This is a genomic window from Natronobacterium haloterrestre (assembly GCF_900112205.1).
In the GTDB taxonomy this organism is placed as follows: domain Archaea; phylum Halobacteriota; class Halobacteria; order Halobacteriales; family Natrialbaceae; genus Natronobacterium; species Natronobacterium haloterrestre.
This window is the reverse complement of record NZ_FOKW01000017.1, coordinates 1-18,878: the sequence shown is the minus strand read 5'-3', so window position 1 is coordinate 18,878 and position 18,878 is coordinate 1. Positions and strand designations below refer to the sequence as shown.

Sequence of the window (18,878 nt, the reverse complement as noted above, 5' to 3'; positions counted from 1 at the left end):
GGGGAAGTCAGGAGGTCCTGCAGATGGCTTCTCATCGTCGTCTTGCCTACCTCTTTTCTTCGTTTACCTTCTTCCTTTCTGTCGCACTTCACTGATTCTCTATCCATACGTATGTAGGAACGCAATTTCTTTATACAGATTTCCGCAGGAAGAATTTCGTTACGTCTATTACGTAACGTAACGCATCCTATCGTAACGATGAAAACCGTCACAACTCGAATACCTGAAGACGACGAAGAGTTGTTAGCAGAACTTGAACAAGAGATGGCCGCAGACAGGTCAGAGGTTCTTCGCCGCCTCATTCGGGACGGCCTTACTGACTGGCGGAAGGAGAAGGCACTCGATCAACTTCGAGAACACAAAGTCACTCTTCGCCGTGCGGCTGAAATTGCCGACGTAACGTATGTTGAGATGCTTTCACTCGCCGCCGAGGAGGGCATCGATACCGGATACACAACTGACGAACTCGAACGAGACCTCGGGCGAATTTGATGGTTGTTGTTGATTCGTCTGCGCTAATCCCGCTTTCGTGGGTGGGCCGTCTTGACCTCATCTCGGCCACCTGCGATGAGATACGGACAACTGAGAGAGTGAGAGACGAAGTTCTCACCGAGGGGAAGCGAGGAACTGCATCGCTTAAATCATTTCTTGATGACGTTTCGATTTGTGAGACGCCTCCTGAAGCTGAGGAAGTGGCATCGTTGGAGGGTGTTGCGGTAGCCGATGCGTCAGTAATTTTGCTGGCAGATGATGGAGAGGAAATTCTTCTCGCTAACGACAAGGGTCTTATAGAGGTTGCCCGGAGTCACGATGTCGAGTGTTGGTGGGTGACAACGTTGTTGCTTAAATGTACGAAAGAAGGAGTATTGACTTCCACAGAAGCAAACGAGGTCTTGTATGACCTCGTAGATTCAGGGATGAATCTTCATCCGAAAGTGTACTCTCAAGTACAACAAAAACTCCGGGAATTAGGGGATTAATACTTAATTGACTAATCGTTTCTTGGAGCCTGTAATTGTATTTTCCGTGAGAAAATTATAACGCCGAGGCTGGAATTCCCTGACACGAACGAGAACCGTATGGGATCGAAAACGCACACCTCGTCGACGTCCGCTGATCGCAATGGCGACTGCGACGATACCGTCCCTCGAGCAGTCCTGCACAAGAAAATCCTCGACGTCGCGGAGTCGCGTCCGGACGCATCGATGGCGGAAATCGCGAACGACGTAAGCGGCGCGACCACCTCGATCGTCGAGCAGGTGCTGGAGGAGTACGGCGACCCGGGAGCCGCCGACAGCGACGAGATCGACGAAAGCGAGGACGTGACCGGGGTGGGTGATGCCGACGAGTCGGAGGGCGACGATGTCGAGAGTGTACCCGAGGCCAACTCACCAGTGGCCGACGAATCCGATCCCGAGCCGGCAACGGAGGACAGCAATCGGAGACGGGACGAGGAAGCGAGTACAGGACGTGCGGAATCCGAACCACGTGACGATGGCAACGAGGACCGCGACCCCGAGCGAGCGATGAGCGACTCCGACGGAACCGCCGAAACCGAGGCCAAATCACGTCTCGACCCGCCGATCGATCCCGACGACCTCACCGAAAAGCAACTCGAGACGCTCCGGGAGGTCCGCAAGCGTCCGGACGCCACTCAGGCCGAACTGGCGGACACGCTCGGCGTAAGCGGCGCGACGATCAGCCAGCGGGTGAACGCGATCGATGGCTTCGACTGGCCGCGACGCCGCGAGTTCGTTGCGGCGCTGTTCGAGGACGGGCCCGCCGACGGTGGCGACGAACGCACTGCCCTCGAGGCCGAATCCGATGGGACTGCTGGAGACGAGTCCCCCGAGCGGGACGACGAGCCGTCGGCGGACGGCGACGGTGAGTCGGATCACGGTCTCGAGACCTCGGCAGGCAGCGCGGAACCGACCGATGGACGGTCTCGGGACGACTCGAGCAGCGGTGGGTCCGACGGTAGCGTCGGGAGCGACTCCGAAGGAAGGTCGGACAACGCCGACGGAGCAGAGCAGTCCGTCAACCGTGAGGAATTTGCGGCGTTCGCGAGGGAACTCGAGCGGCTCACGGAGCGGATCGAAGCACTCGAGGAAACGATCGCTGTCGATGGCTCGCGGGAGGACGAACCCGAGCCGACGGCTGGAGGGAACGGCGTCGGGAACGAGAACGGCGGGCCGAACAGCGACGACGTACTCTCGGATCCCGAACTGGCACACAAGATCGTCCACGCGTGTCTCACCGCCGACCACATCTCCGAAGAGGAGGAACTCCGAATCCTCAGGTCGGTGACGGCGACCGATTCCTCCGCGTGAGTTCGGCGACGGGTCTGAGCAGTGGTTCGAATCGGTCCGACACCGCGGCTCTCGGTTAGAATAGGCACCTATTGTGCGAATCGTACCTATTGTACACTTTCGACGACCGCGCTAGTATTCGAAGATCAATATTTCCGTCCCTAGTACTAGATCTCCCGATTGCTACTCACCACTAGTGGTCGATTCCAGTCGGGAATGCGACCTTCCTCACCGATCTCAGTCCCACCAACGTCGAGTGTGAGACACCGGTCGGGACCCCCGATCAGTTCAGCTACCGAGGCCGCAGTCCGTTCGAGTAAACCGAATGTACACATCGGTATCCGGCAGTTACAGGGATCAGCTATTTATCCCGACTCGAGGTGGTGGTCGCACATGCAAGCTGTCGTCTTATCGGCCGGCAAGGGGACGCGCCTTCGGCCGCTCACCGATGACAAGCCGAAGGTACTCGTCGAGGTGGACGGGCGGCCGATCCTCGAGGACGTGTTCGACAACCTGCTCGAGATCGGTGCGGACGAGCTGATCGTGGTCGTGGGTTACCTGAAAGAGCAGATCATGGATCGGTACGGGGACTCCTATAGGGGCGTGCCGATCACCTATGCCCACCAGCGCGAGCAACTGGGGCTGGCCCACGCGATCTTGCAGGTGGAGCCGTACATCGACGACGACTTCATGCTGATGCTGGGGGACAACGTCTTCCGGGCGAACCTCGGTGACGTGGTCAACCGCCAGCAGGAGGATCGGGCCGACGCGGCCTTCCTCGTCGAGCAGGTTCCCTACGAAGAGGCCTCGCGGTACGGCGTCCTCGACACCAACGAGTACGGCGAGATCGTCGAGGTGATGGAGAAACCCGACGATCCACCCTCCAACCTGGTGATGACCGGCTTCTACACGTTCACGCCGGCGATCTTCCACGCCTGTCACCTCGTCCAGCAGAGCGACCGCGGCGAGTACGAACTCCCGGACGCGATCGACCTGCTGATCCAGTCCGGCCGGACGATCGACGCGATCCGGATGGAGGGGTGGCGCGTCGACGTCGGCTACCCCGAGGATCGCGACCGCGCGGAGGACCGGTTACAGAGCGAGTCGGGGCGGATCGGCGGGCCGCAGCAGGAAACGGAGTCGCCGGAGGTCGAGCAGACGCCCGAATCGACGACGGACTAACGCTCGAAGCGAAACTGGGGCGTCTGACTCGAGCCGAGGGTTCTCCGAGGTCGAATCTGTGCAAGGGCGGTTTTGGTGGCATCCTCGAGTGTCTTCACCGGCAGGCGGTGCCCTCTTCGGCTGTGAATTCATCTTCGGTGTCGGTCGCGATCCTTTCGGGCTCGTACTGCGGTAGGTTGTTACTCTCATCGTGGACGTTCCCCCACGAGGTAGTCCAGCTCGGCTTCGTGCTCGGCGAGACCGATGAATACGCCCGTTTCGCAGCTGGTATCCTCCTGAACGGCGCGTTAGACTGGTCACTCGAGGTTGGTCACTGTAGGCACGACGACAGACATTGATCTCGTATATATGTGATCCGACCCAAGATATAATAGACCTACAGGCGTATCGGTTCACATGACCGACCGGGGCCTCGATTCGTGGACTGAAGACCTCTCGGCCCGCGAGCGCGTTCGAAAAATCGCGACGACACTTACTCAACCGCGCTCCGTCGAATGGGTCCGGGAAGAAGCGCAGATATCGTCCTGGCAGACTGCCAAGGACGAGTTGGAAATGCTGGCCGAGTTCGGACAAATACAAGCCGTTGAGGTGGACGGCAATACAAAATACGCGCCGAACTACCAGCGACGCTATTTCAACGAGTTGGCTGAACTCATCAATAACAACACTCGTGACGAACTTCGTGAAGAGATTGCACGGGTTCAGGACGAAATCGAGAAGTGGAAAACGGAGTTCGACGTTGAATCACGGGAGGATCTCGAATCGACGCTGACTGATGACAGTCACTCCAGCGAGGAAATCCGTCACCGAAACCGTGTGCTCCGGCAATGGGAACGTCGTGAGGACAACAAACGGTTGCTGAAACACGCCCTGGAACTGTACGACGACGCTCGGTCTCTCCACCCGGGACAGAACGATTCGTTCGATTCGTCGCTCCCCATCTCCCAGTGAGTATCGATGATTTTTCTCGCAAACCGAGCGAATCTCGATAAACGGACGTTACTCGGCCGTCTCCATAACCTGCTCCAGACTCAAACCGACTCAGCCGATAGCCCAATCAAACAGGTCTGGTACCAGACGTCTGCTGGTAACAAGACTGGGGTCCGAGCGACGATTGCTGCACCAGCCTTTCTCGATCGTTCTTATGCGGTCGACGAGGCCGAGTTACAGATATCGTTCGACTTTCCACCGAACCACTCCTACGATTTTTACGAGATTCAGTGGGTTGAGCCTGACCGGCAGTTGATGCTCGGATGGCATCAAGACGAGACCCACATGGAACTCGGGGAGTGCCACTTTCAGATCGACTACCGGAACGAAACCGTCCAACGGTCGAAGGCTCGCTTCCTCGATTCACATCCCCTAAACGTATTTGATCGACGAATGGACCATCTCCTGACGATACTCGATTCGCTCGAGTGGGACGATGAGGTTCCCTCCGTTCCCGAGACGGAAGTCCGGTAACGACGTCTAGTTCTCTCTGGATATCAACAATCGTTCTGACGTCGTTGTGGCGATCGTTTGAGGGTCGACAAAATCCGCCAATAGACAATCGTGTCGCTGGATTACGCACGATAGTCCTCGTCACATTCGGCTTCATAGTCCCGTTGGGCGGACCAGCGGTCTCCAATACTAGAACACTGTGGGTATGATTACGAGTGCGAAGGCCACGACGGAAGCGGTGGACGGTGGCGAATAGCCGAGCCTGGACATAATTTAACCAGTTCGGGAAACGCAGCATATTGCGATCGAGTGGTATTTTCAACAAATTTATGCCCCTGGTACCCCCTCTACCCTACGAGATGCTTACCGGGTGGCGGTATCGTATCGTTGCGTTCGCCGGCACGGTCGCGGTAGTCGTGCTGGCGGTGGTGTTTGCGAACCACCCGGTTCCACAGGAGTTGTTCACCAGTCACGTGCCGCTGTTCGACCGACTCGAGCCTCAGGTGCTCGAGGGATGGTCACTCGGCTGGGCCGTACTCTTGAGCGTCGCCTTCGTCGGTGGCGCGTTGTTCCCGCTGTACAAACCCCAGCCGCGGCGCGTTCTGGACACCGTCTTTCTCGCACAAAAGCGAGTGCTCGTCGGCGGGCTCGCGCTGGCTGCTCTAGGTTATTTCAAGTGGTCACACCGGCTCCCGCGACAGACCCTCGTCATGGTCGTCGCGCTGCTCGGGATCGCGATTCCCGCCTGGTTCGTCCGGATTCGCCGACAGCCCCAGAACGACGAGGGCCGAACGCTGATCGTCGGTGACGACCTGGCACAGATCGACCGGATCGCGCCGGCGATCGACGCCCCCATACTCGGATATCTCTGTCCCTCCATCGTTGCGGGGATTCGCGAACGGGAGAACCCCGAGCTGGCGACCGACGGCGGGCTCGCGCTGGAGTACGACGGCTCCGAGACCGTCGAGGCGGCGGGTCGAGGCGTCGATCGGATCGGTTCGCTGGACCGACTCGGCGGCCTCTCGCGGCTCGAGGACGTCCTCCTCGAGTACGACGTCGATACCGTCGTCCTGGCGTTCCGGGAGGCGGACCGCGCGGAGTTTTTCGGGGCGCTGGACGTCTGTCACGAACACGGCGTCGCGGCCAAAGTCCACCGGGAGTACGCCGACAGCGTGCTGGTCTCCGAAAGCGACGTCGGGGAGCTAGTGGATGTCGATCTCGAGCCGTGGGACCCGCTGGACCATCTGGGGAAGCGACTCTTCGACATCGTGTTCGCGACGGTCGGGCTGGTCGCGTTCGCGCCGCTGATGCTCGTGATCGCCGTCGCGATCAAACTGGATAGTCCGGGGCCGGTGCTGTACAGTCAGGATCGGACCGCCGGCTTCGGCGAGACCTTCCCCGTCTACAAGTTCCGGTCGATGGTGCCGGAGGGCGAGTCGGCAACGCCGACCGAAGACGAAGAGAACGACCGGATCACGCGAGTCGGCCGCGTGTTACGTCGGACGCATTTAGACGAGCTGCCCCAGCTGTGGTCGATTTTCGTCGGCGATATGAGCGTCGTCGGACCGCGGGCCGCGTGGACCGAGGAGGAACTCCTGCTCGAGGAGGACGCGCCGGCCTGGCGCAAGCGCTGGTTCGTCAAGCCCGGGCTGACCGGCCTGGCACAGATCAACGACGCGAAGAGTACGAACCCGAACGCTAAACTGCGCTACGACCTCGAGTACATCCGCCAGCAGTCGTTCTGGCTGGACGTGAAGATCGTCATTCGGCAGGTCTGGAGCGTACTCGAGGACGTGATAGCGATGGTTCGTCGGTGACAGGATCGGCGGGTCGGCTGAATCGGAGCCAACGATTCCCTCGGCTTTCGCTGGTGACTCGAGGGGGCAAAAATCCGATTTCAGATGAGAGTCCGCAGAGCCGTCACAAACGTTTTTGGCTGCCGTTGTGGTTCCCTTTACAGAAATGGACGCTTCGGGATCGCCACGGTCGGACCGGCGAACCGTTTTGGCTGGTATCGCTACGGGCATCGGTATGAGTTCGCTTGCGGGATGTACCGGTACCTTCGTCGGGGACGAGGAGACGACCGAGGACTCCTCACAGGAGATCCACACCGATTACGAGACGACCGACGTGCAGGTGACCGACGGCGATGACGACGTACTCGGTGAAGTCACGGCGGCGATCGCGGACACGTCGGACCGCCAGTCGCTCGGATTGAGCGACACCGAAACGCTGCCCGAGGACAGGGGGATGCTCTTCGTCTACGACGAGGTCCAGGATCTCACGTTTTCGATGCCGGATATGGACTTCCCCATCGACATCATCTTCGCCGACGGCGACCGGACGATTACGAGTATCTACCGGGCTCGAGCACCCGGGCCGGACGAGGACGGGACCGAGCAGGTCTATTTCGACAGGGCACAGTACGTCCTGGAGGTCGTCTACGAGTGGACCGCCGAACGGGACGTCCAGACGGGTGACGTACTCGAGTTCGAGTTGTGACGGTCGTCTCCGCTCTCACGGAGAGGGAGCATCGGAACGCAGCGGTATCGACTGCGTGGTGACGGCACTGTGCCCGCGGACGAGCCCGCACTCACAGTTTTTATCATAGTTCGAGCGGAGGTACGGCATAATGGCCGACGACCCGGAACCGGAACGGGACCCTGCCGCCGTCGCCGACGCGGCGGCCGCCTTCCGCGACGACGCCGACGACGGCGAGGCGATCCTCGAGACGCTTCTCGAGGTCGACGCCGAGCACGAAACCTGGACGTTCGACGACCTGCCGCTCGATTCGGGAACGTTCGGGGAACTCGTCTCACGGGATCTCGTGGCGAAAACCGACGGCGAGTATCGCGTGGCGAGTCGCGAGGGTGTTCGGGCCGCGCTCGAGGGTCGGGAGATCGCTGACTCGAACGAGGACGAAGACGAGTCCCTGTCGGTGTCGTTCTCGAGTCCGGTTGCGTTCGATCCACGAGCGGCCGGAGCCCTGGCGGGGGCGCTCGTCTTTCTGGTTGCGATGCGGCTGTTGAACGTGCGATCGGTGTTTCGGGAGGGGCGGGTTGTCTCGCCGGGGAACGACCCGTACTACTACCGGTACTGGATGGACCAGTTGCTGGCGGAATCGAACGGGCTGACGGATTGGTCGATTCTTACGGAGATGCCCGCCGGAGCCGTGGGGAGACGACCGCTGACCCACGCCGCGAACTGGTGGTTCGCGGAACTGCTGGGCGGCGATCAGTGGGCCGCCGACATGGTCGCCGCCTGGCTCCCCGTCGTCGCGACGCTCGCGCTCGGCGTGCTCGTCTACTGGCTCGCCGTCGTCGTCACCGACGACGTCCGCGTCGGCGTCGCGTCGGTGGTCCTGCTCGCGCTCGCGCCCGTTCACGCCGTCTACTCGGGCGTCGGCTTCCTCGAGCACCGGCTCCACCAGTACTTCTGGCTCGGGGTCACGCTGCTCGCGCTGGCCTGGCTGGCGGTCGACGTCCAGCGACGGCGGGACAGATTGGAGCCCCGTGCGGCCGCTCGCGAACACCTGGCGTGTCCGTGGGCGTGGGTCGCCGCGCTCGCGCTCGGGGTCGCGCTCCCGCTGTCGGCGTTCGCCTGGGGCGGCTCGATCCTGCTGTTCGTCCCCGCGGCCGGCTACGTCGCGCTGAAGGTCGCGATCGACGCCCGTGACGGGCTGTCCCCCGGGCTGACGAACGCACCGATCGTGGCCGGGCTGGTCGTGAGTGCGCTGCTCTCGGCGTTCCTGCACTTCCGCTGGGGCTGGCACGAGTCCTTTACCGGGATACTTCCGGCCGTCGTGGCCGTCGGCGCGCTGGCCGTCGTCGGACTGGGAGAGGCCTGGCGACGCGTTGACTGGCCCATCGGCGGGCTGGTCGGCCTCGAGGCGGTGCTGGCGGCGATCGGACTCCTTGCGTTCCGGCGGCTCCGTCCGGAAGACTGGACCCGCCTCTGGGAACGTGCGGATGCCCTGTTCTTCCGTGAGGCTCACGGTGCGACTGAGACCGGCTCGCTGTTCGCGACGAAGAACTCGGTCGTCCTCGAGCCGCTGGCCCAACTCGGCCTCAACTTCTACATCGCCCTCGCCGTGCTCGGCTGGGCCTGCTGGATCGCGTATCGCCGCTACGAGCCGGGCTGGCTACTGCTGTCGATCTACACCGTCTTCTGGCTCGTCCTGGCCGCCTTCCAGGTGCGGTTCGCGGCACAGTTGGCGATTCCCCTGTCGGTACTCGGCGGTCTGGGGCTGGTCTACCTGCTGGCGTGGATCGATCTGGCTCGCGTGCCCAGGCGATTCCGCGAATCGGACGAGGCCGAGCCTCGCGGACTCGGGGCCGGGCGACGCGACGCCGCGGCCGACGGGGGCGAACCGGAGCCGAGCGTCGTCGTGCCCCGTGACTGGCGACAGCTCGCGACGCTGGCCTGGGTCGCCCTGCTGATCTGTGGGCTGAGCCTGCTGTTCGTGCCGTCGCTGAGCGCACAAACAGCATACAGCGACGCGGAGGTGGCGGCCGTCGACGCCATCGACGAGCACGCCACTCAGGTCGACCGGGAGTACCCCGACACCTTCGTGTTGAGCCAGTGGGGCGACAACCGGATGTACAACTACTTCGTCAACGGGGAGTCGGAGAGTTACGGCTATGCCGCCAACACATACGACGAGTTCCTGGCCGCCGAGGAGCCCGACAGCTGGTACGACCGGTTCGACGGCCGGGTCGGCTACGTCGTTATCACCGGCGACCGGGAGGAGATTCCCGCTGGGACCGCGATGAACCAACTCCACGGCGAGCTCGGTGCCGGCAGCAACGGAACCGACCCGCTCGAGCACTACCAGGCCCTCTACGTCGGCGACGAGACGACGGCGTTTGCCGTCGTGCCTGGCGCAACGGTGACGGCCGAACTCGAGCCCGAGGAGACCGTGACCGTGGCGACCGAACGGGAAGTGTCCGGTGAAACGATCGTCTACGAACGGGAAGTGACGGCCGGGGAGGACGGGACGCTTTCGGTGACGGTGCCCTATTCCGGCGAGTACAGCGTCGGCGGTGAGAGCCTCGAGGTTCCGGAGGAGGCCGTCGAGAACGGGGAGACAGTTACAGTTGAATGACAAACTACTGTGTCAACTACCTCGGGGTCAAGCCCCGAGGCTTGTCAGTGGACTCCCGTTCTAACCGAGTAACTCGGCAGGCGTGTAGTCGCCGTTCACGTTCAACGTCCCTGACTTGAGGGCCAGTTGACTGGCGGCCCATCCACCGCGAGACTTCTGCCCGCGATGGATATACCCGCAGTATCGGTTGGCGATGTTCTTCGCCGCGTTGTAATCTGCGTTCACCTCGTACCCACACGACTGACACTTGAACTCCTTGTCGTCGCGATTGTCCTCGTGAGTAAACCCACAGTGCGAACACCTCTGACTCGTGTACGCAGGATTCACCGTATCCACGAACAACGTCGTGGATTCGACCTTGTACTTCACGAGTTCCACGAACTTCGCTTAGGCCCACTGCTGGAACTTCGACCCGTCGGCGATGTTCTCGCGGATGTGGTCAAGATTCTCGAAAATGATGCCGTCCACATCTGCGTCTTGGGCTTCCGCGATGAGGTCGTTGGCGCGGTTGTGCAACCAGTCCAGCGACCAATCCGAGAAGCGGCTACCGATGGACTGAATCGTCAGGTGCGCTGACCGTGTACCCGTCTGTTGCAGGCGTTTGCGGCGCTGCTCGTACTGGTCACGTTTGTGGGTGAGGTAGTCTGCACTGCCGATGAACTCCCCAGTACTGGTGACGGCGAACGCGCCAGTCACGTTCAAGTCCACGCCGAGAACCACTCCGTTCTCGGTGGTGTCATCACGTGACTCGCTTTCTTGGCGTTCCGTCCCGTCAACCTCGTAGTCGGGATTCTTCAGCGTGACGTGCAGGTAGAACGTGTCGTCCTGCTCGTCGTACTGAAGTGTGGCACTCGACGCATCCCAGTCGTCGCTCTCGTAGTACCGTCCGAACGGCGTGTCCTCGCGCTCGTCTTCGGGCGGGAGAACGTATTCGCAGGTAACTCTACCGTTTGGAGTGGAGAGCGTGGCGTGGTCGGCGTTGAACGTCGCACTCCGCTTGTCGTAGACGACGCTCTACGAGTCGAACTTGGGTTGACTCGTTTTCTCGCCTTTCTTCAACTTTTCGACGCCTGCATCGACGGCTTCGATGGCGCGTCGGATGCCTTTCTGGACGAGGTTGGCAGTGAGGTTGGTTTCCTCACGTAGCTCGTCGTAGAGGGCGTTTTCGGCTTTGTTCTTACTGGTGATGCAGTAGTCGTCGTAGCGCCACGCCCACTCGCTGGTGCAGTTGGTGCAGTGCAGGAATTGGGTTTTGGTTTGATGGAGGTCGCCACGACGCTCTTGTGGTACAGCGAGTTTGATGGGGACGGTGCGTCGTGGCGCGCTGTCGTCCATCTGTGGTTCACATTTGCGTGTATTGCCTAATAAAAATTTAGGTGTAGAGTGAGGAGTTGGCCTTGCTATCGAGCGTAATGAGTTTCATTGAGTGTCGGCTTCCTCCACGGGGTCAAGCCCCGTGGCATCCGCCTCGATTATTCTGTGAATATGCCCATCAGCAAAGACCGGTTCGAGGAAATCAGAAACGAAGAGAACGGGGGCGTTGGTTCGGTACGAGGAACGGATCCCGCAAAGATCCTCAACTTCCTTCGCGAGCACGCCGATAAAGCGTTCACGCAGGACGAGATCGCCAAGTGGACAGACGCGAAACAAACCACCGTCCAGCTGACACTCGTCCGATTGTGGGGGCGTGGCCGGGTGGATCACCACGGAAACTATTGGCGGGTCAGTGACCACGACCGGAGCGTTGATGCCGCAACCGGACATGCAGGGACCACTTTAGCCGCTCACGAAGACGATGACGAAACTCCGTGGAGGAGGGACTGGAATGAAATCGCAGTTGACCCTCGAGAACACCGGAGTGAGCGATAACTGGAAGCGGTAAGTCGTGGCTTCGTGTAATGCTCAGAAACGCGAGTTGCACGACGCGACGCTGCAACTCGCAACTGAAGAGCCGGAGCGAGTTACTGAAATCCTGATTGAAATGCGGCGAGAGTCACGACAAGTCGGGGAACTGCGTTACTCAGTCAGTTGCCGCTGACTGCTGTTTTTGGTTAGGGACTGCTTCCTCGAGGATAATTTCGAAATCATCGACCTCCCGGTAGAGATCTTGCATCCGAATAGCGGTTTCACCTCGTGGCGTGATCTCATAGAGGCCTGACTTGTTTTTTGGACCGATCTTTTTGACGAGGCCATAATCTGTGAGCACCGGCAGCCGTGTGTTGATATTTTTACGACTTTTTCCTGTGTGATGAGCGAGATTCGGGGCGACATTTCGACCATGCTCAGCCAGTGCTTCCAGGATGAGGAAGTCTGTCGGTTGCCGCAATTTCATCTATCCTCTCTCAGTTCACTATCACAAACAAATTATATGAATTGTGGCTGTCTATTTCAGGGTATATACCGGATCAAGTCTCTAGACGGAACAGGTCGAGGGTCCCCGGGCCCAGCGGTATCGACTTTCATTGCTGCGTTTCACCCCCATCAATAGGGATCGACTGTGCCGTAATGAAGGACGCTTCGTCCGAGCAAAGCCAAGTAATTACGTTTGCAACCTCACTTGGCTTTGCTGCACGTTCCATCGGAACATTCTCGATAATCTCTTTTTGTTCTGCCTCCGGAAGAGAGTGAAGTGCAGGTGTATCAACAATTGTGGGGCAGACAGCATTAACTCGAATTCCGTCTCCTGCGAACTCAAGACCGGCTGAACGAGTTAATCCAACAACGCCGTGTTTGCTCGCACTATAGGGTGTCCGCCCAGGACTTCCTCGAATGCCGGCTTTGGAGGCTACGTTCACAATTGCCCCTCCCCCAGAGTCCATGAGTGCAGGGATCTGATATTTCATGCCGGCCCAAACCCCCTTCTGATTCACATCAAGTATCCGCTCCCACTCGTCTTCGTCAATTTCCGTAATTGGGGCCGGCTGATTTCCTGTTGCGGCATTGTTGATCGCAAAATCTAGGCGTCCCTGTTCATTGAGGATTGTGTTGACGGCGTCTTCAATCGGCCAGGGTCGACTAACGTCAATCTCGATAAACGAGGCAGAGCCTCCTTTTGATTCGATCTCTGCTGCAGTTTCTTGTCCAGCTGTTGTATCGATATCCGCGACAACGACGTGTGCTCCTTCTGTTGCGAATCTGGTAGCAGTTGCCTGTCCAATTCCTGATCCCGCACCTGTAATGAGCGCTACGGCGTCAGTGAAGTCGTACATCAAACTTATATATTGAATAAATAGTAAAGTACTTTCTGGTATTGCACTCTGACGAGTTTATGAGGTCGAATTAGGGGGACAATAGGATTAGAGAGAACCACTAATTATATATACTAACTTTTTGTTAAGACTAGCCGCACGCACTCCCTACAGGCGATCATCATATCAAGATAGAACTATGACCCAGGACCAGACCAATTCAAAATTTGACCGAAGTCCAGACCTCTCGTATTGCCATACCGTCGTGCAGGATGTTTCTCGTACGTTCGCTCTTACGATTGACCTGCTTAATGAACCTCTTTCTGACCACATCTGTGTTGGCTATCTCCTCTGTCGTATTCCGGATACGATCGAAGACGCAGTCCACATTCCAGCGCAGTCACAGTGCCAATTGTTGCAGACGTATCAAGCAGCGATAGACCCGAGTGAGCCAACCAGTATTCACACGTTCGTTGATGCGATCTCACCGTGGGCACCACCTCAAGGGGAGTCAGCCGACTGGGACGTTGTACGAGCGGCCCCGACTGTTTTGGCGACATTTGAAACGTTTTCTTCGTCAACAAAGCAGGCGATCCGTCCCCAAGTGAAAGAAATGACGGGCGGAATGAGCCGATTCATAGATCGATATAGCGATCGGCCCGGGCTTCGAATTCAAACCGGCTCTGAACTCGACCGGTATTGCCATTACGTTGCTGGAACGGTAGGTACACTCATCACTGATCTTCTCCCCAAGCAGTCACTCACCACAGTACAGGCCCAGACACTTGAGCGTACTGCAGAAGATTTTGGCCGCCTACTTCAACTCGTTAATATCGCAAAAGACGTCCGTGAAGACTTCCTTGGGGAACAGAACGTCTATCTCCCTTCAGAGTGGCTCGAGGCAGAAAGCGTCTCACAAGACCACCTCCTTGACGACGAGAATCGAGATAGCGTTAGCCGTGTTCTCGACCGCGTCCTTGACCGGGCCAGATCTTGTCTGAACCCTGCAGCAGCATACATACAGGCAATGCCTACCGGTGGCGGAAATACAGTGGCTGCTTGGGCTGTTCCGTATTTGCTTGCGGTTGCGACACTTCGCAAACTCAAAAACCAACCGACGGCAGCACTCACGACTGGTAAAGTGAAGGTGTCACGAGAGGAAGTCCATGCCATCCTTTCAGCAACGCAGGAATGTTCGTCAGAGCGAGTGCGCACACTCCGACACACGATCGAACGTGATCCGCTGCATACTACGACAGAATCGCTGGACGTGGCGTAGTTTCTGTTCTGGATCCGCTACCACTGCCGTACTCACTTCTGGTCAAGCATTTCCTTCGGAGGTTGCCGTAATCCGCTCAATGTGATACTGGATTGCTTCTTTGAGTGATGCGATAGATTCCTCTGGATCATAAACTGTGAGACGGCGTGCGCGTGTTCCAATTAATAGCGAGACGAATAACTCTGCCTCTGTTTCGGGATCGATATTTTCGAACTCCCCATTCTCAACACCGCGAGATAAAATATCGACAAGAAGGGTGTTGAGTTCATCTTCCACAGCTAGGTACTGGTCCCGACAGTTAGTATCGTAGGGTGCATTGACCCGCAACTCAAACATCGCGAGCATCACCTGGAACGGCTCTTCCTCAACAGTGGTCGGTAAGAGGGTATCAATGAGTGTCTCGAGTTCTTCTTGTGGAGACTCAGCACTGTCGGGAAGCATCGTCCGAAACTGTTTCATCACATAGTCAAGAAAGTCAACAAGCAATTCCTCCCGGCCATCATAGTGGTAGTATATTAGTGTTTTACTCCGATCGAATTCATCTGCAATATCTTGAATTGTGAGATCGCTGTATCCGGTGTTGGTGATGGCGTCGTAGGTAGCTTCCATGATGTCCCGCTTTGCGGGATCTAGTTCATCTGAGTTCCTCATTACCATGAAGAAGTTGCTCTAGGTGCGTGTTCCTTTCGGGTTCGAAACGACACTGATCGGCCTCTGCATGGTATAATGTTGGCCTAGATTTAAGTACTAACGAAATAGTTAGTATATATGGGGCAGTTGCCCTGGATAGCTATGAGTGACACCCAAGACTTGAAATCAACACTACGTGAGTACAATGAAGACGGACAACTCTACCTCGTTGGCGGTGTGATATCGGCGATTATCTCATGGGTACTCATTCCGCTATTTGGCCTTCTTGCTGTCTTCTGTGGGTACAAATTGTACGACGAAGAGGAAAAAGTCGTTAGTTCGAGTTTGATGGCTACTATGGGAGGGATCGGTTTTCTCATGTGGCTTGCATACCTGGCCACGATGGTGTGAATTACCGGGGGGATCAAGCCCCGAGGCTTCCCGTTTCCACGACACGTTTTGCAGACACACGCTGAAAGTCAGGTGTGTCCGTAGGGAACGCAGTCTCCACGGGCATATCTTCGGGTCATCCCAGCCCTAGTTCAGAAAAGCCGCGTTGCAGGACGTTTCTCGATACATTCGTGCTCCTGTCCGTCTCGAATCCGCACGACGGACAGGAGTGCTCCCGTACCCAGATAGGCTTCGCCGTCTCCACTCCACAACACGCACACTCTTTCATCGTCCCCTCGGACTCAACCTGCACGACGTGACAGCCATACGGGTCGGCCTTGTATTCGAGGAGGATGATGAGCTGTCGCCACGCCGTGTCCTGCTTGTTGCAGGCATTATGCGACTGTTCAAGCATCCCCTTCACGTTCAAGTCCTCGACGAATACAGCGTCGTACTCGCGGACGAGCCACGTCTTGAGTTTGTGCTGATAGTCCAGCATCTTCTGACGGATGTGTCGCTTTCCCGTGGCAACCTGCTGTTTCTCGTAGTTGTTCGAGCCTTTTTCCTTCCGCGAGAGTGCGCGTTTTTCGCGGCGAAGACGCTCGTACTCGTCTTCGAGGTCGAGCCAATCCACAGTCTTGCCGTCCGAGGTGCGGAGGTGGTTGAGGATACCGGGGTCAATCCCAACGCTGTTGCTCGCATCCAGTGAGTCTACATCAGGTTTCTCGGGTAGGCTATCATCTTCGGTTTCGAGTCTGAAGGAGACGAACCAGTCGCCAGTAGTCTCTTTCTTGATTGTGGCCTCTTTGATGTCCGCTTCATCTGGGATTTCGCGGTGGTATCGAATTTTGATGTCACCGATTTTGGAGAGCCAGAGTATCGCGTGTCGGCCACTCGTGTTTTTGAGTTCGAAGCCAGGCTCCGAAAAAATCATACTCTAGAACTCCTTCGAAGACGTTCACTTGAGCCTCCCGACTTTCCGACCGTTCTTTTTCCGGTCTTTGAGGTTCGAGAGGTTATCGTAGAACTGTGTGACGGTTCGTTGAAGAACCTTCGAGTTGACCTCTGAGAAGACGGGGACTCATCTTTCCAACCGGGGAGTCGGTAGTGGTGTTTGTACGCGGAGCCGATGTTGTCGACGTCCACGTTTTCGTACTCGTACCGGGAGTAGTGTACGCTTGGCGATGAACGTCGATGTGACGTTGCAGTTCACCAGCTACCTCTCGTGTCGGGTATGCAGGGTAGCGGTGATTGTACTCCATCGCTGTCTCTGGATTAGAGGGTTGTTGGTCGCGTACTCATCCCGACGGCCAGATCGAATACGAACAACACCCCCACATGCGAGCAGGGCGGTTACGGGAATACACGAGCGCGAATGTGGCGGGAAATTCGGCTTGATTTCCGAAAGTGGCGAAACAGCACCGTTGCAACTGTGCGAGCACTGTAGTCTAGGTACGCTCGCGACGTACTGGACGCACGACCTCGAGGAGCATCTCGTGGACGAGTGACGCTCGGCCGAATGAGGCTCACGTTGTACACACGGAAACGTCTAAGTGTGCTGGCTCACAATGTACACATCATGAGTACCGATAAGAAGCGCGTGCAGTTTCGGGCCCCCAATCGGCTTATCGACCGCGCCGACGCACTGGCTGCAGTCCTCGGGGAAGACCGAACAGACGTTCTCGTGACCGCGCTTCGGGAGTATCTCCAAGACGCCGCTCACGATGACGCACTCACCCAGGAGATCGCCGCCGCCTATTACGACGACGAGATCAATTTCGAGCAGCTCAAAGCGCTCGTCGGTGCCGAAGAGGCGGCAAACCTCCGAGTGTTGAAACAGCAGTTGGACGAGGACTTCATCGACGAGGTCGCCGACGCATAGATGTCGCGGCTTATCGCAGACGCCTCTGCCCTCGTGAGTCTCGGGATCGTTACTGACGACGACCCCGATCCACTCACACTCTGTCTCTCCCGGTACGAGGTCGTCGTCCCAACGGCGGTCATCGCTGAACTCCAAGAGATCGCCTCGTACGATGACGTCCATGGGCACGCCGCATCCGCCGTACTCGACCAGGCGGAGTCATTCACGACACAGTCGGTGGACCTCGATGCCGAGTTTCCGCTCGATGACGGTGAGAACGCGGCGGTCACGCTCGTGAACGAACTCGATGCTGCGCTCTTCCTCTGTGACGAGTTCAACCAACTTGGCTTGATCCATGCCTCACTCGCTGATACTCGGCTCGTCACGACACCGACACTGCTCTCGGTTCTCGTTCGCACTGAACAACTATCAGCTGCTGATGCGCGGCTGCTCCTCGAGGAGATTAGCGACGCTCGGAGCTGGAGCGCGAACAGTTACGTGCAGCGAGCTCGTTCGTTGTTCGAGGAAGCCTGACACCGAGGCTGCCGCCCCTCGTTCTCAGTCACGCATCGGTTCTTCCTCCCTCGTCGTCGATGTACTGCTCGAGGTCCTCGCCGTCACACTCCTCGCGTTTGTGAACCGTACCGGACGGTGAAGAGATGAACCAGCAGTCTTCAGGTTCGTGGACGACGTCTCCAGTCGAGAGTGTTCGAGTCCGGCGCTCGGACCGGTCGGCGTACTCATGTTAGGAGTATGAAACGACTGCTGGCCTGAAAAGTTGCCTCAAAAGAGTTATTACTTCCCACTGGCAGGTCGGAATATGGAAACGCCATTGGCAATCTTCCTCCTTGTTTTCGGGATTCCGGGTGCGATCTGGCCGATAAAATAGCTTTTCCAACCATAGTGAAAGTAAAGTCAGACATACTTCCTCCAGCCGAGACTTTTTATACGCTGACCAGGCGCAATACCACGGCGTTCACGCCGTGGATACGCGCCGTCACTTGGTGATACGTTCCACCGACAATTGCATAGTCGAGTTTCCAATCCGTACGTTCAAGTGTCAAGAACCGCTATACGATGGTAAGGTCAGGTCGGAACGGAGCGGATTCCGAACGACCGTCGGAGGCGGCCTGCCCGCCCACGTAACGAGGCAGTATCCGAAAGCCAGACGGTGAACACCGCATTCCAGAAGAGTGCAGTCGCGTGCCGTCTGTTCCAGCAAGCCCAACGATACCTCCGAGTCTGTTGACGCTGACTCGGCGTTCGCCGGGCAAAAACAACCACGAACGCCGACGATGCTGAGGATAGGAGTAACAGCCGCTTGGCACGGCTAGACAGCCACCGACCACGACGACTGGGTTAGACGCGAACTCCCGTGAAGTGGCGGCGTCCGTGGTTGCAAACCTGACTCGATGGAAACGCTGCTACTCCATGAGAACCTAATGTAAGCATGGGGCGCAAGAGACCGACGGAGTTTCGGTGCCATCGAGCA

At 58.0% G+C, this 18,878-nt stretch carries 20 protein-coding genes and 2 pseudogenes; 14 read left to right on the top strand and 8 right to left on the bottom strand.

All coding sequences use genetic code 11. The features are described from left to right. Positions 1 to 198 precede the first annotated feature (198 nt). The 9 genes from BM113_RS20870 to BM113_RS20830 all read left to right on the top strand — a co-directional run bounded on the left by BM113_RS20870 (position 199) and on the right by BM113_RS20830 (position 10,038). The gene (locus BM113_RS20870; protein WP_007143858.1) at positions 199 to 492 is read left to right on the top strand and encodes a UPF0175 family protein; all 294 of its coding nucleotides are present in this window, start codon (positions 199 to 201) and stop codon (positions 490 to 492) included. Continuing rightward, positions 492 to 980 carry a PIN domain-containing protein gene (locus tag BM113_RS20865; RefSeq protein WP_076738748.1) on the top strand — a complete coding sequence of 163 codons (489 nt, stop codon included), beginning with the start codon at positions 492 to 494 and terminating at the stop codon, positions 978 to 980. The genes BM113_RS20870 and BM113_RS20865 overlap by 1 nt, the downstream gene beginning before the upstream one ends. Positions 981 to 1,079: 99 nt before the next feature. Continuing rightward, positions 1,080 to 2,330, top strand: a complete 1,251-nt coding sequence (locus BM113_RS20860) for a winged helix-turn-helix domain-containing protein (protein WP_089789934.1) — start codon at positions 1,080 to 1,082, stop codon at positions 2,328 to 2,330. Positions 2,331 to 2,702: 372 nt separating this feature from the next. Then, positions 2,703 to 3,491: a UTP--glucose-1-phosphate uridylyltransferase AglF gene (gene aglF / locus BM113_RS20855; RefSeq protein ID WP_007143860.1), complete on the top strand. Its 789-nt coding sequence runs from the start codon at positions 2,703 to 2,705 to the stop codon at positions 3,489 to 3,491. Between the two features lie 396 nt (positions 3,492 to 3,887). Continuing rightward, the gene (locus tag BM113_RS20850; RefSeq protein ID WP_089789933.1) at positions 3,888 to 4,442 is read left to right on the top strand and encodes a DUF7342 family protein; all 555 of its coding nucleotides are present in this window, start codon (positions 3,888 to 3,890) and stop codon (positions 4,440 to 4,442) included. 6 nt (positions 4,443 to 4,448) lie between these two features. After that, positions 4,449 to 4,955, top strand: coding sequence for a hypothetical protein (locus BM113_RS20845; RefSeq protein WP_089789930.1), 507 nt, complete (start codon positions 4,449 to 4,451; stop codon positions 4,953 to 4,955). 338 nt (positions 4,956 to 5,293) lie between these two features. Beyond that, positions 5,294 to 6,751, top strand: coding sequence for a sugar transferase (locus tag BM113_RS20840; protein WP_089789928.1), 1,458 nt, complete (start codon positions 5,294 to 5,296; stop codon positions 6,749 to 6,751). A 214-nt stretch (positions 6,752 to 6,965) separates the two neighbouring features. Further along, positions 6,966 to 7,436, top strand: coding sequence for a DUF192 domain-containing protein (locus tag BM113_RS20835; protein ID WP_089789927.1), 471 nt, complete (start codon positions 6,966 to 6,968; stop codon positions 7,434 to 7,436). Between the two features lie 130 nt (positions 7,437 to 7,566). Next, the gene (locus tag BM113_RS20830) at positions 7,567 to 10,038 is read left to right on the top strand and encodes an MFS transporter (protein WP_089789925.1); all 2,472 of its coding nucleotides are present in this window, start codon (positions 7,567 to 7,569) and stop codon (positions 10,036 to 10,038) included. A 60-nt stretch (positions 10,039 to 10,098) separates the two neighbouring features. Here BM113_RS20830 and BM113_RS23155 read toward each other — a convergent pair whose 3' ends face one another. The 6 genes from BM113_RS23155 to BM113_RS20810 all read right to left on the bottom strand — a co-directional run bounded on the left by BM113_RS23155 (position 10,099) and on the right by BM113_RS20810 (position 13,247). Beyond that, positions 10,099 to 10,416, bottom strand: a complete 318-nt coding sequence (locus tag BM113_RS23155) for a transposase (protein WP_245758143.1) — start codon at positions 10,414 to 10,416, stop codon at positions 10,099 to 10,101. A gap of 9 nt (positions 10,417 to 10,425) precedes the next feature. Beyond that, positions 10,426 to 10,758 (bottom strand): hypothetical protein, encoded by a 333-nt coding sequence (locus BM113_RS23150; protein ID WP_245758142.1) that lies wholly within the window; start codon positions 10,756 to 10,758, stop codon positions 10,426 to 10,428. 294 nt (positions 10,759 to 11,052) lie between these two features. Further along, the gene (locus BM113_RS23145; protein WP_245758141.1) at positions 11,053 to 11,373 is read right to left on the bottom strand and encodes a transposase; all 321 of its coding nucleotides are present in this window, start codon (positions 11,371 to 11,373) and stop codon (positions 11,053 to 11,055) included. Between the two features lie 84 nt (positions 11,374 to 11,457). After that, positions 11,458 to 11,802: a hypothetical protein gene (locus BM113_RS22500; RefSeq protein WP_177209250.1), complete on the bottom strand. Its 345-nt coding sequence runs from the start codon at positions 11,800 to 11,802 to the stop codon at positions 11,458 to 11,460. A 256-nt stretch (positions 11,803 to 12,058) separates the two neighbouring features. After that, complete coding sequence (locus tag BM113_RS20815; protein ID WP_010546836.1) at positions 12,059 to 12,370, bottom strand: winged helix-turn-helix domain-containing protein; 312 nt, start codon at positions 12,368 to 12,370, stop codon at positions 12,059 to 12,061. A 127-nt stretch (positions 12,371 to 12,497) separates the two neighbouring features. Continuing rightward, on the bottom strand, positions 12,498 to 13,247 hold the full coding sequence (locus BM113_RS20810; protein ID WP_089789921.1) for an SDR family NAD(P)-dependent oxidoreductase: 750 nt from the start codon (positions 13,245 to 13,247) through the stop codon (positions 12,498 to 12,500). Positions 13,248 to 13,425: 178 nt separating this feature from the next. Here BM113_RS20810 and BM113_RS20805 point away from each other — a divergent pair, with 178 nt between their 5' ends. Beyond that, a complete protein-coding gene (locus BM113_RS20805) occupies positions 13,426 to 14,505 on the top strand; it encodes a phytoene/squalene synthase family protein (protein WP_089789919.1) in 1,080 nt (359 codons plus the stop codon). Positions 14,506 to 14,547: 42 nt separating this feature from the next. On the opposite strand, the gene BM113_RS20800 is transcribed toward BM113_RS20805, so the two are convergent. Beyond that, entirely contained in the window at positions 14,548 to 15,114 is a 567-nt protein-coding gene (locus tag BM113_RS20800; protein ID WP_089789962.1) for a TetR/AcrR family transcriptional regulator, read from the bottom strand. A 183-nt stretch (positions 15,115 to 15,297) separates the two neighbouring features. Between BM113_RS20800 and BM113_RS20795 the strand changes: the two genes are divergently transcribed. After that, positions 15,298 to 15,546: a hypothetical protein gene (locus BM113_RS20795; protein WP_089789960.1), complete on the top strand. Its 249-nt coding sequence runs from the start codon at positions 15,298 to 15,300 to the stop codon at positions 15,544 to 15,546. 13 nt (positions 15,547 to 15,559) lie between these two features. Here BM113_RS20795 and BM113_RS20790 read toward each other — a convergent pair. Further along, positions 15,560 to 16,787 (bottom strand): annotated as a pseudogene (locus BM113_RS20790) (RNA-guided endonuclease InsQ/TnpB family protein). A 159-nt stretch (positions 16,788 to 16,946) separates the two neighbouring features. Between BM113_RS20790 and BM113_RS23140 the strand changes: the two are divergent. From BM113_RS23140 to BM113_RS20780, 3 genes and pseudogenes are all read left to right on the top strand, one after another. Then, positions 16,947 to 17,033: pseudogene (locus BM113_RS23140) on the top strand (DUF7558 family protein); the annotation flags it as partial. 71 nt (positions 17,034 to 17,104) lie between these two features. Then, positions 17,105 to 17,407, top strand: a complete 303-nt coding sequence (locus tag BM113_RS20785) for a hypothetical protein (RefSeq protein WP_029601732.1) — start codon at positions 17,105 to 17,107, stop codon at positions 17,405 to 17,407. Next, entirely contained in the window at positions 17,408 to 17,920 is a 513-nt protein-coding gene (locus BM113_RS20780) for a PIN domain-containing protein (protein WP_089789917.1), read from the top strand. Positions 17,921 to 18,878 lie beyond the last annotated feature (958 nt).

Excerpts from the sequence above, each read along its gene's own strand:
- BM113_RS20870 (WP_007143858.1), top strand. The coding sequence starts at position 199 with ATGAAAACCGTCACAACTCGAATACCTGAAGACGACGAAGAGTTGTTA.
- BM113_RS23145 (WP_245758141.1), bottom strand. The coding sequence starts at position 11,373 with ATGGACGACAGCGCGCCACGACGCACCGTCCCCATCAAACTCGCTGTA.
- BM113_RS20810 (WP_089789921.1), bottom strand. The coding sequence starts at position 13,247 with ATGTACGACTTCACTGACGCCGTAGCGCTCATTACAGGTGCGGGATCA.
- BM113_RS20850 (WP_089789933.1), top strand. The coding sequence starts at position 3,888 with ATGACCGACCGGGGCCTCGATTCGTGGACTGAAGACCTCTCGGCCCGC.
- BM113_RS22500 (WP_177209250.1), bottom strand. The coding sequence starts at position 11,802 with ATGTCCGGTTGCGGCATCAACGCTCCGGTCGTGGTCACTGACCCGCCA.
- aglF (WP_007143860.1), top strand. The coding sequence starts at position 2,703 with ATGCAAGCTGTCGTCTTATCGGCCGGCAAGGGGACGCGCCTTCGGCCG.
- BM113_RS20785 (WP_029601732.1), top strand. The coding sequence starts at position 17,105 with ATGAGTACCGATAAGAAGCGCGTGCAGTTTCGGGCCCCCAATCGGCTT.
- BM113_RS20845 (WP_089789930.1), top strand. The coding sequence starts at position 4,449 with ATGATTTTTCTCGCAAACCGAGCGAATCTCGATAAACGGACGTTACTC.
- BM113_RS20835 (WP_089789927.1), top strand. The coding sequence starts at position 6,966 with ATGAGTTCGCTTGCGGGATGTACCGGTACCTTCGTCGGGGACGAGGAG.
- BM113_RS20860 (WP_089789934.1), top strand. The coding sequence starts at position 1,080 with ATGGGATCGAAAACGCACACCTCGTCGACGTCCGCTGATCGCAATGGC.
- BM113_RS20795 (WP_089789960.1), top strand. The coding sequence starts at position 15,298 with ATGAGTGACACCCAAGACTTGAAATCAACACTACGTGAGTACAATGAA.
- BM113_RS20830 (WP_089789925.1), top strand. The coding sequence starts at position 7,567 with ATGGCCGACGACCCGGAACCGGAACGGGACCCTGCCGCCGTCGCCGAC.
- BM113_RS20815 (WP_010546836.1), bottom strand. The coding sequence starts at position 12,370 with ATGAAATTGCGGCAACCGACAGACTTCCTCATCCTGGAAGCACTGGCT.
- BM113_RS20840 (WP_089789928.1), top strand. The coding sequence starts at position 5,294 with ATGCTTACCGGGTGGCGGTATCGTATCGTTGCGTTCGCCGGCACGGTC.
- BM113_RS20805 (WP_089789919.1), top strand. The coding sequence starts at position 13,426 with ATGACCCAGGACCAGACCAATTCAAAATTTGACCGAAGTCCAGACCTC.
- BM113_RS20800 (WP_089789962.1), bottom strand. The coding sequence starts at position 15,114 with ATGGAAGCTACCTACGACGCCATCACCAACACCGGATACAGCGATCTC.
- BM113_RS20780 (WP_089789917.1), top strand. The coding sequence starts at position 17,408 with ATGTCGCGGCTTATCGCAGACGCCTCTGCCCTCGTGAGTCTCGGGATC.
- BM113_RS20865 (WP_076738748.1), top strand. The coding sequence starts at position 492 with ATGGTTGTTGTTGATTCGTCTGCGCTAATCCCGCTTTCGTGGGTGGGC.